Origin of the sequence: Paenibacillus sp. 32O-W, from assembly GCF_007679495.1 — a bacterium.
Lineage (GTDB): Bacteria > Bacillota > Bacilli > Paenibacillales > NBRC-103111 > Paenibacillus_L > Paenibacillus_L residui.
This window is the reverse complement of record NZ_VEGP01000098.1, coordinates 1-11,938: the sequence shown is the minus strand read 5'-3', so window position 1 is coordinate 11,938 and position 11,938 is coordinate 1. Positions and strand designations below refer to the sequence as shown.

Annotated in this window: 7 protein-coding genes; all 7 read left to right on the top strand. The window is 49.7% G+C overall.

What is annotated here, in order from left to right:
* Window positions 1-557 precede the first annotated feature (557 nt).
* The gene (leuC, locus tag FS806_RS23795) at window positions 558-1,964 is read left to right on the top strand and encodes a 3-isopropylmalate dehydratase large subunit (RefSeq protein ID WP_144941660.1); all 1,407 of its coding nucleotides are present in this window, start codon (window positions 558-560) and stop codon (window positions 1,962-1,964) included.
* 23 nt (window positions 1,965-1,987) lie between these two features.
* Window positions 1,988-2,587, top strand: a complete 600-nt coding sequence (gene leuD, locus FS806_RS23790) for a 3-isopropylmalate dehydratase small subunit (protein ID WP_144941659.1) — start codon at window positions 1,988-1,990, stop codon at window positions 2,585-2,587.
* Between the two features lie 182 nt (window positions 2,588-2,769).
* Complete coding sequence (locus FS806_RS23785) at window positions 2,770-4,239, top strand: N-acetylmuramoyl-L-alanine amidase family protein (protein WP_144941657.1); 1,470 nt, start codon at window positions 2,770-2,772, stop codon at window positions 4,237-4,239.
* 42 nt (window positions 4,240-4,281) lie between these two features.
* On the top strand, window positions 4,282-6,600 hold the full coding sequence (locus tag FS806_RS23780) for an S-layer homology domain-containing protein (protein WP_144941655.1): 2,319 nt from the start codon (window positions 4,282-4,284) through the stop codon (window positions 6,598-6,600).
* Between the two features lie 211 nt (window positions 6,601-6,811).
* On the top strand, window positions 6,812-7,489 hold the full coding sequence (nth, locus tag FS806_RS23775) for an endonuclease III (RefSeq protein WP_144941661.1): 678 nt from the start codon (window positions 6,812-6,814) through the stop codon (window positions 7,487-7,489).
* 29 nt (window positions 7,490-7,518) lie between these two features.
* Entirely contained in the window at window positions 7,519-7,791 is a 273-nt protein-coding gene (locus tag FS806_RS23770; RefSeq protein ID WP_144941653.1) for an NAD/NADP transhydrogenase alpha subunit, read from the top strand.
* Window positions 7,792-8,132: 341 nt separating this feature from the next.
* On the top strand, window positions 8,133-11,765 hold the full coding sequence (locus FS806_RS23765) for a dynamin family protein (RefSeq protein WP_144941651.1): 3,633 nt from the start codon (window positions 8,133-8,135) through the stop codon (window positions 11,763-11,765).
* Window positions 11,766-11,938 lie beyond the last annotated feature (173 nt).

Sequence of the window (11,938 nt, the reverse complement as noted above, 5' to 3'; positions counted from 1 at the left end):
ATACAGTTAGATTTCTATATTCGGAAGAAATATGGAAACTAACTGGAAAACCTACAGCTAGTTTGCGCCAAAACAGCGGTTTCGCCCAAAGTTGCCCATTTTAACTGTAGTTTATCCAGTTAGTTTGATCATTTTCACCCATTCGCTTGAATCTACCTGTACAAAATACAGTTAGACGTGCCACTCCGCTTGCAACGATGCCTGCAGACGGTAAAATAGACGGATTTTCAAGGTAGATTAGAGGGAGACAGTTATATGCTTACGGCGAGTCTCATGAGAACCATGTTTGGCGGAATGTCGATGTCTTTTCTTGTCGGATGATTGAGCACTTTCTTGTCGGAGTGCAGTGGGCGCAAAAAGCGGCTTGAACGATCGATTAGAGATCAAGCGCCCCCCGCTTATAGGCGGAATACGGAATAAAGAGAGTCTTTATATTAATTTCCTATAAAACTTATAGATATTATATCTTGGAACAATCAAGAGAGAGATGTTACTATAGGTATTAATCGAATATGGATGATCTTTATCGATGGAGAATTTTCGTAGAGGTGAAAAAGATGTCGAAAAAAACGATGTACGAAAAAATTTGGGACCAACACATCATTCATCAGGAAGAAGGAAAGCCTGGCATCATTTATATTGATCTGCACCTGGTGCATGAAGTGACGTCGCCGCAAGCTTTCGAAGGGCTTCGTTTGGCCGGGCGCAAGGTGCGCCGTCCGGATTTGACCTTTGCGACGATGGACCATAACGTTCCTACCAAGGACCGTTTCAATATTGCCGACCCTATTTCCAAGCAGCAAATCGACACCCTGTCCAAGAACTGCGCCGATTTCGGTGTGAAGCTGTTTGATTTGGAAAGCACGGATCAAGGGGTTGTCCATGTCATGGGGCCTGAGCTCGGATTGACACACCCCGGGAAGACCATTGTATGCGGAGACAGCCATACCTCCACGCACGGAGCCTTCGGTGCGCTTGCCTTCGGGATTGGAACGAGTGAAGTTGAGCATGTGCTTGCTACTCAGTGCCTGCAGCAATCCAAGTCGAAGACGATGGAGGTTCGCGTGAACGGCAAGCTGAGCCCCGGCGTAACGGCTAAAGACTTGATTCTGGGTATCATTGCCAAGTACGGCACGGACTTCGCTACCGGATATGTTATCGAGTATACCGGGGAAGCGATTCGTTCCTTATCCATGGAAGAGCGGATGACCGTCTGCAATATGTCGATCGAGGCAGGCGCTCGCGCGGGTCTGATCGCTCCGGACGAAACGACGTTCGAATACTTGCGCGGTCGCGAATACGTGCCCCAAGGCGAAGCATTCGAAAAGGCCGTTCAAGAATGGAAGAGTCTTGTAACGGATGAAGGTGCCGTATATGACTGTGTGGTTGAGTTTGATGCCGACTCCCTTATTCCTCAAGTGACCTGGGGTACTAGCCCGGGTATGGGAACAAGCATCGACTCCTCGGTGCCCAATCCACAAGATTTTGCTACGGAGAATGAAAGAAAAGCAGCGGAAAAAGCCCTTGAATATATGGGACTTACTCCCGGAACCCCGATGACGGAGTTGAAAGTGGACCGGGTCTTCATCGGCTCCTGTACGAATGGAAGAATCGAAGACTTGCGTGCGGCGGCTTCGGTAGCCAAAGGCTACAAAGTATCTCCTAATGTGAATGCGATCGTCGTTCCCGGTTCGGGACGCGTCAAGATTCAAGCGGAGAAGGAAGGCTTGGACAAAATCTTCATTGAGGCCGGATTCGAATGGCGCGATGCGGGCTGCAGCATGTGTCTGGCGATGAACCCGGATGTCCTGAGCCCCGGCGAGAGATGCGCCTCGACCTCCAACCGGAACTTTGAAGGCCGTCAAGGACGCGGAGGACGGACACATCTTGTTTCGCCGGCAATGGCGGCTGCGGCTGCTATCGAAGGACGTTTCGTCGACGTGCGCAATTGGCAATTTAACTAAAAGAATAAGAGGAGTTGCTAGATATGGAACCTTTTAAAAAGCATACCGGAGTGGTAGCTCCCGTGGACCGTGTGAATGTGGATACGGACGCGATCATCCCGAAACAATTTCTCAAAAGAATAGAAAGAACCGGCTTCGGACAATTTCTGTTCTACGAATGGCGTTTTGATGAGAGCGGGCAAGTCAATCCGAATTTCGAATTAAACAAGCCCCGTTATGACGGAGCATCCATTCTGATCTCCCGGGCCAACTTCGGATGCGGATCTTCCCGTGAGCACGCGCCTTGGGCCATTCTGGACTATGGCTTTAAAGTGATCATCGCTCCGTCTTTTGCGGATATTTTCTATAACAACTGCTTTAAAAACGGAATTCTGCCTATCAAGCTTTCGGAAGAAGAAGTTCAGAAGCTGTTTGAGCTCACGGCTGCCAATGAAGGCTATCAGCTGACTATCGATCTGGAGAATAAGAGCATTACCGATAACCAAGGGCTTAATCTTTCGTTTGATCTGGATGAGCATCGGCGTCAGTTCCTGCTGCTTGGACTGGACGATATCGGCCTGACTCTGCAGCATAGCGACAAAATCGCCGCTTATGAGGAGAAGCATCAAGCCAGATTATTGTAAATCTTATTGCTAGATAATAACGGGAGCCTATAGGGAATTACCAGGCTAAATAATCATTCTACCCAAAAAGCTCCCTGTCGAAACAGAAAAATCTGTCGACAGGGAGCTTTTTTCGCAACTTTTTGGAAAATATTACGTCTAATTATACGTCGTATGGCATAATCTACTAAACTCAGAGGTGAATGATGAAAAAGCTGGTAGTCTCCCTGTTGTCCTTGTTTGCATTTATCTTTTTGCTTCCCCAGTTCACATATGCGGAGGATTCGATTCCGCTATATCTGAACGGGAAGAAGCTAAACCCTGAGGTAGCTTCCCGCATCATGAATGATACGACAATGGTTCCTATTCGCATTGTGTCCGAGGAGTTGGGCGCGAAGGTCAGTTGGACCCAGGAAGAGCAGAAGGTGACGATTCAGAAATCGAATTCCGAGATGCTGCTATGGATCGATAAATCTTATGCTTCCATCGACGGGAAAGGCTATCCTCTGGAAGTTTCTCCGGTGAATATCGAGGGAAACACACTTGTTCCTGTCCGGTTTGTCGCGGAAAATCTAGGGCTTCAAGTTAAGTGGGACAATGAAACGCGTTCCGTACATATGATCAACGAACCGATCATAGAGCAGCCAGAGGAAAGCACAGATGAAACCGATCCTTCGGATCCAACCCCTGGTCCTGATCTTAACCAGACACCTGGCCCCCAGCCTACTCCGAATCCCAATACGGATCAGAATGGCCAGAAGCCCAGTACAGGGCCTACCGTAAAACCGACACCGGATCCCTCCCTTCCCGCTATTGAATCCATCGTCATGAATGGCGAACAGTTACTCATTCAAGGGTCGAAGGAAATGAAGCCGAGCCATTTTTCCTTGCTTAGCCCGAGCCGACTTGTCATTGATATTCCCAATTACAGACTTGGACAAGCCCTTGTGCCCCAAACAGGAGTAAATAGCGGAACGATCGAGGTTGCGGATCACCCTATGGTGTCGCAAATTCGTTATGCCTTATATTCGGACGACCCGTATACCGTTCGAATTGTCGTTGATTTAAAATCGAAGGCATCCTATAAGCTGCTGGAAGATCCGACAACCAATCAGATAACGGTTAACTTCCAACCGCTCGTTTACAAAGTGGTGATTGATGCCGGCCATGGAGGTCAGGATCCCGGAGCTTCGTCTCTAACGGGAAGAAAAGAGAAAGAGTTTACGCTGAGTACAACTCTTAAGGTCAAAGAGCTATTGGATAAGGAGCCTCTAATTCAACCGCTGTTGACCCGATCGGATGACACATACCCTGAATTGGACGAGCGTGCCGCTTTTGCCAACAGCCAGGAGTCCGACTTGTTTATTTCCATTCATGGGAATAAGTTCAATCCGGAAATCAGAGGCACAGAAACTTATTACTGGCATGACCGAAGCCTGGAATTTGCTAAAATCATGCACCGCCATATTCTGGATGCGACTGGCTTCCCGGACCGCAAAGTCCGCAAGAATAATTTCCGGGTCATTACGGCAACCAAGATGCCGTCCATTCTGCTGGAAATCGGATATCTGTCCAACGTAGAGGACGAAACTTTGATGTACCAGGAAGAATTTCAGTACAAGGTTGCAGAAGGAATTGTGGCAGGCATTAGAGAATATTTGCATATAGAATAAGCATAACTCAAGCTGGAATTGAAGGCTGAAAGGGGAAGAGGAATGAAATCGGGTAAGAAGAAGACAGAAAAAATGATAGTTTCTTTAGTAGTATCTGCCATGGTGGTAGGCAGCCAGGCAGGCGGGGCGTATGCCGCTGAATGGAAACCGGCCGGCGGAATGGTACAGGCGGCCGCAGCTTTAAACTATAAGTTTGATGATGTGCCGACATCTCACTGGGCTCATCAGTTTGTGACGAAGCTGGCTCTACAGGGGATTGTTCAAGGAAGGGACGAAGGGAAATATGTTCCCGATGATAAAGTATCCCAAGAGGAAGTCATTGTACTGGCAATCCGTTTAATGGGGCTGGAGCAGGAAGCCCTGAAGTTAAAGACGGAGAACTACGTGCTGCCTTTCTCGGTGAGTGACTATGCCCGCGGATATGTTATTACCGCCATTGAAAAAGGCCTGATCAGCATCGGGGAAGAAGGTTCAAATACCTCTTCGGGCAGCAAGTCCTGGGGGACAAAAAGCGCCTCCAGAGAATGGGTGGCTAAGATCGTCATTCGTTCGGTGAACAAGCAGCAGGAAGCCAATCAGAAGAAATCCCAATCGACCGGATTTTCGGACAATAATAAAATATCCGACGAAAATATCGGGTTCATAAATGAAGCCTTGTCGTTAAAAATTGTAGACGGCTTCGAAGACAACACATTCCGTCCCCAGGAGTCGGTCACAAGAGCTCAGATGGCCACCTTCATCAGCCGTGCCCAACAGTATTCCTCTTATCAATCCGATAAAGTGATAACGGGAACGGTTCAGGCAATAACCGGAAATTCTGTGCAATTGATCGATAGCCGCGGGCAATCCCGCACTCTGTCTATTAATTCCAGCTCGGTTATTTATGGAAAAGGCAGTACCGGTAAAATATCCTGGAGTGATATCAAACCCGGATACACCGTTTATACGATAGCTCAAGACAATACGGCTTATTATATAGAAGTGACGGATCAGGTTTCTTACCAATCGACCGAAGGTACAGTGGAAAATATCGATTTGTCCGTCATGAAGCTGACTTTAAAAGTTGGAGATAGGTCTGAAGTATACGATTTGATGTCCGGCACCTCGGTCACCGACAAAGACGGTTTGGGCCAAAGTCTCTCGTCCGTTGTGAAAGGAAGCAAAATCGAAATTCGCCGCACCGCCGACCAGAAAGTGGCTCATATTATTATCAAAGAGGCGCCGGTCAATAAAACAGCTGTCGGAACCTTCGTCTCTGTGAATAAAGACAGTAAGAAACTGACCGTGAACGAAACGGACGGCGGCAAGCAAGAGTATGCTTATGCGGATAACCTTCCTGTCATTTACAAGGAAGGAATGAGGTCTCTGGATCATATCTTTGAAGGAGATACCGTTCGCATCCGCGTGGAAAATAACATCGTTGTGGAATTGGAAGTCGTAACGACCAAAGTAGAGATGATCAAGGAAGGCAAGCTGGATTATATTAAATTGGATAACCGGGCGCCTTACTTGACTATTCAGTTTGCGGATAACCAATTCGGAACTTATTCGTTTGATACCAATACCGTTGAAGTGATCATGCCCTGGAAGCTGAGCTCCTCGATTGCCGAGCTTCAGGAAGGGGACGATATTACGGTTTACCTTGGTTCCGATGATAAAGTGAAGAAGGTGTTTGTCGGGGAACGGAAGCAAAAGGTCAACTACATGGCAACAATTCATAGTTATGACAGCAAGTCGAAGTATTTGACCGTTATCGTCGACGGCAAGCCCGAGATTTTCGAGTTGAACGATAAAGTCAGCCTTACCTATAATGGAACTTCAATTGCGATTGAGACTTTCGACAAGATGTTTCCTATCGGCCAGAAAGTGGATTTGACGTACAACAGTAAGGACGAGCTGATCAATATTTCGTACAGCTTCGGGTACGAAGGGGTCATATCCATGATCAACCCGACGACTAGAGAGCTCAAGCTGAAGATGCCTAACGGCCAGTATGTCGACCTTAAACTCAATACGTATGTGGCGGTAGAGGGATTGAACCAAGACAACCTTACGCTGGACCATCTGAAGGTCGGTGATTCGATCCGGGCTGGAATGAGCAACCAGCACGATTACGTTTTCCAGATCCAGAAGAAACAGACCATCAACTATGAGCTGACCGCCAAGAACGAGTCCAGCCGCCAGTTGACCGTGAAGGATCAGAATGGTTCCGCATTTTACTACACTTTGCCGCATGATGCGAAGATTTTGTCTGCCGCAGATACGGCAATAACCTTCGCCCAGCTATCGCCTGGAACGAAGATTGCCATTACATTCGTAGGCAAGAATATCCAGCAAGTGAAGCTGATAACCAGTAACTAGAGAAGCAAGAGCCGCCATCAGGCTTGTCCGAAATTCAGGACATAGAGCTTGCCGTCCGAATAAGGAACATCCTTATTCGGACGGTTTCCTTTTGAGCGCAATGTTTTAGAAATGTTCATTTTTTGCCTGGATATCCTCATTGAATATCTTAATCGGATTCGTTACACTGTAGGGGGTTCGGGCGCAAGGTTAGAGAAGGGGGACCGGGATGATGAATAAAACAAAGGTTCGGCACATTCTGGATGAAATCGGGAAGATGTTTCCGGATGCTCATTGCGAGTTGACCCATTCCAATCCGTTCGAGCTGACGATCGCGGTGCTGCTGTCCGCTCAATGTACAGACGAGACGGTCAACAAAGTAACGAAGTCGCTCTTTCGTAAATATACAACACCGGAAGATTATTTGGCCGTTCCGCTGGAGGAGCTGGAGCAGGATATCCGCAGCATCGGATTATACAGAAACAAGGCGAAAAACATTCAAAAGCTTTGTCAACTCATTATAGAAAAGCACAACGGACAAATTCCGCAAGAGCATTCACAATTAGTAGAGCTGCCCGGCGTAGGCCGAAAAACGGCCAACGTTGTTATTTCCAATGCATTTGGAGTTCCGGCCATCGCAGTGGATACTCACGTGGAACGGGTATCCAAACGGCTGGGTCTGGCAAAAGCGGATGACTCGGTGCTGGAAGTCGAAAAGTCTTTAATGAAAAAAGTGCCGCTGGAAGAATGGACCCAAACTCACCATCGTCTTATCTTTTTCGGAAGATATCACTGTAAGGCGCAGAATCCCCAATGTGACATCTGTCCTTTGCTGGACGTGTGCCGCGAAGGAAAAAAAAGAATGAACGTTGCGAAGAATAGGAAAACGAAGGAAGTCAAGACTAGATAAGGAAGTCAACAGTAAAAGGATGGGATGACATGAAATGCATATCAGTCTATACCAAAAACTTCGCGGTGTTCTCCGACATCTATGAAGAAATAATGAAGACCCCGTTTGCCGAAAACGAGGAGAAAGAGATTGAAGGAATTGTCGTCAGCGAATCTGGAGAGGTGCCGGATAGCTACCTGGATCGCATGAGAACGAAGCCGGACGTTGTCGTGATGAAAGTTAAGGAACAGAACGTGACTATCCTTCAGCATGGGGATGTGTTCGAAATTATTCTCCCTGAGGAGGAAAATGTGATACACTAGTAACCGGAGAACACGGTTATAATGGCTTATAACGATTAGAAACGGCCGGGATGAGGGGCAAGATCGCGCCTCCACCGGAAAGGACATGGAGAGCGAGGCCCTTGAAAGGGCGTTGCCGCTGTACACCTTCAGGTTGCAGCGCCATTTCAACAGCCTCCGCCGGGAGCCTTCGACTACACCTGTCGAGGCCCCGGATCCGGAGTCCGTTTCTACCATAAACCGAAGCCTTTCGGTGAAGTGCAGTCTAAAGTCTATTGAGGAAATCTTCCTCAACACTCTAACCGAAATCCGTTTCGGTTTTTTTGTTTATTTAGGACAACAGAGGGTCAGGAGAATGCGTGATGAACGGTGTGGAAACGATTGCTAAGCTGGCTTCCGACATGCAGGCTGCGGGGGATTCTCGGCATGCCGACAAGATGATGCAGCTAGAATCCAAGCTTGCTTCCGGTCAGCTGTACTTTGCTTTTTGCGGGCATTTTTCCGCAGGAAAATCCAGTTTGATTAACCGGCTGTGCGGGGCGAAGCTGCTGCCGTCCAGCCCCATTCCAACGAGTGCCAATATTGTGTCTATCCGCAATGGAGAAGGGGAAGTATCCGTGTACCGGAACGGGCGGGAGCAACCGGACCGGATTGAGCCGGACCAATTATCCGAATACTGCAAGAATGGGGAGGATATCCGTTCCGTTGATATTCGTTACCCGATTCCTTTTCTGGGCGAGCGGGCGGTACTGTTGGATACACCGGGGATCGACTCTACGGACGATGCCCACCGGATGGCAACGGAATCGGCGCTGCATTTGGCCGATGTCGTTTTTTATGTGATGGATTACAACCATGTGCAATCAGAGACCAATTTTGCATTTACGAAGCAGCTTCAGGATTGGGGCAAGCCCGTATACCTGATCGTTAACCAGATTGACAAGCATAGGGAAGCGGAGCTTCCTTTTGAACAATATAAAGAAAGCGTGAGACAGTCCTTCGCCAACTGGAATATTACGCCTGACGGGATCCTGTATCTGTCGGTCAAGCATCCGGAGCATCCGCACCATGAATGGCCGAAGCTGATCTGGCTGCTTCGCAAGCTGATGCTAATGGCGGAGCCGCTGCGCAATCAGAGCGTTGCGGCTTCTTCGGAACAGCTGATTCGCGAGCATGCCGCTACTGTTGCGTCTGCCCGGGAAGAGGAGAAAGCCAGGCTTATGGCCGAGATCGAGCAGGCGGACGGAGGGGATGAAGCATTAGCGCGATATGAAGAGAAGCAGGAGCAGCTAAACCGGCTTAAGGAGCTTCCCCTTCAGCTTCAGGCGGAATGGAGGAAGGAGATCTCCTCGATCATTGATAACGCCAATCTGACTCCTGCGACAACCAGAGATCTGGCGCATCATTATTTGCAAAGCCGCAAGCCTGGGTTTAAGGTCGGATTTTTCTCAAGAGCGGCACAGACGGAGAAAGAAATCTCCAGCCGATTGGACGCTTTCTATTCTGATTTTGCGGAGAAGATCAAAGCGGGCTTAAGCTGGCACCTTCAGGATTTCATCAAGCAGCAGGCCGAGAAGCATGAATTGTTGAATGAATTGGAAGAGGATCGATTGAAGGAGCTGGAATTTAGTCTTCCGGCTTCCTGGATAGCGGAGCAGGTTCATACGGGAGCGGTCTTCTCCAACGAATATACCCTTAACTTCTCCAAGCAGTTGTCTTCGGAGGTCAAGACGATGTTCCGGCAAGCGGCCACCGGGCTTATCGAAGAGCTTATAAGCAAGCTATCCCTGCGAATGCAGAAGGAGCAGCAGCAGCTGGAAGCGGAGCTTATGGAGCTAGAGTCGGCCTTAGGGTCGCATCGCCGGCTGCAGCAAATCGAGCAGGAGGAGAGGGAAGAGCTGCAGCGGATGCTGAACCTGTCTCGCGGGGCACTTCCCCGTTCAGCGCTGCAGCTGCCCGCCCCCGGCGATTACAACGAAGAGGAATTCGCTGGGGAACGTTCTTCCGATCCAGTGGCCGCAGCCCCATCGGATTCCGCGATGAAGAAGCCCGAGGTGCTTCCGGCAGAGTCAGAGGCCGAAACCGAGAGCAGCAGTGCGAACCGGGTTCAGGATCAGCGGAACCGGCTGCGGCGGATGGCGGATACTCTTCGTCAGGCCGCCAACTTGACGAAGGATCTGGCCGCACTGCAGAACGTATCGCGCTCCATGCTGGACAAAGCCGAGCGGATGGAAAACAACCGGTTTACCGTCGCTTTGTTCGGCGCATTCAGTGCCGGCAAATCATCCTTCGCCAATGCGTTGATCGGAGAACGGATATTACCGGTCTCCCCGAATCCGACGACTGCGGCGATCAATACCATATTGCCGCCGACGGATGATTGCCCGCATGGAACGGTTAAAGTGGTCATGAAGACGGAGGAAGCGGTGCTTGAGGAAATCCGCTTCTCGCTGGATGTGCTGGGCAAGCCGGGAGGTAGCCGGGAAGAATGTCTGCGTACCATTGCCGGAATCCACCCTGAGCAGATAAGCGAGGGCGGGAAACCGCATTACGCCTTCCTCAAAGCTGTGGAGAAAGGCTGGGGTGCCGCTGCAGATAAGCTCGGCAAAGAACTGACCGCCGATCTTGAGCAGTTTGCAAGTTATGTGGCGGAGGAGGAGAAATCCTGCTTCGTCGAGTCGGTCCGGCTCTATTACAGCAATCCGCTGACGGAGCAGGGCATGGTCTTTGTGGATACACCGGGGGCCGATTCAATTAACGCACGACATACCGGAGTAGCCTTCAATTATATTAAAAACGCTGACGCCATTCTCTTCGTCACGTATTACAATCATGCCTTTTCGCAGGCAGACCGGGAATTTCTGCAGCAGCTTGGCCGGGTGAAGGACTCCTTCGAGCTGGATAAGATGTTCTTCATCGTCAATGCCGCCGACCTCGCCGCAGATGCGGAGGAGCTGGATGCGGTAGTGAAGCACGTGGAAGCCAATCTGACAAGCCATGGAGTCCGAAACCCGAGAATCTACCCCGTATCCAGCCAGCAGGCAGTAGAGGGCAAGCTGCAGAACGATCCGCTTCTGCTTCGCCAATCGGGCATTCTCGAGTTCGAACGCCAGTTTATCCGCTTCACTTACGAAGAACTGAGCGAGATGGCTATCCGTTCCGCCCGGTATGAATTGCAGCGCGCGGTTGGGACTATGAGGGAATGGATCCAAGGCGCGCAGCAAAGCGAGGGCGAAAGGAAGCGGAGGCTCCTAACTCTGGAGAATGCATATACAGAGGTAGCTGCAGCCCTTCAGGCTCCCGAGAGCGGGACGGGACACAACGAACTGGCGAAGGAGCTCCAAGAGCTTCTCTACTATGTGAAACAGCGAATGATGTTCCGTTTCGGGGAATTTTATAATCTCGCTTTCAATCCCGGTGCCCTTCATGAGGATGGAAGAGACATCCGGATGGCATTGAGGGCTGCTTATTTTGATTTGCTGCGGCTGATTTCCTACAATTTGTCTCAGGAAGTACTCGCGACGACACTTCGGTTGGAGCAATTTATGAATTCCTTCGCCCAGAAGAAGCTTGAGAAGCTGTGGAAAGACATCGAGCTGAAGTTTCCGGGCTACTCTCCGCATCGTTTTGAAGCCGAGTCCTTCGATACGCCGGAGGTGGACGAGTCGGTGACGGTGCCCGAACCGGATGTCAAGGGCTTGCAACGGGCCTTTAAGAACGGCAAGTCCTTCTTCGAAGGGGGCGGCAAGGAGAAGCTTAGACAACAATTGGAAGCGGAGCTGGGTACGGTTATTCAGCAATACTTGGACCTTCACGCGGAACGTCTGCAAACGGCCTACGGTCGTCAACTCGCAGACAGGCTGGAGCAATTGGGGCAGAAGGAGCTGCAAATGGTGAAGGATCACTACCAAGGCTTGAAAGATGCCATGGAAATGAAGATCGACGTAGGTCAGCTTATCGAGATTCGAGACCGATTGGCGGCCCTTGCCGAGTAACCTGTTCAATTCCCGTTATGATTGACTAAAAAGTACCAAACAGGCTACCATTAACCGTTCGACAGAAGTCGGACGGTTTTTTTTTCAAAATAAGAAACTTGAGTCTTGCGAATCGCGGTACTTTACGCCTGAAAAGGGCAGACCTGTAGCGTGAACGGTAAAGTAACGGTTTA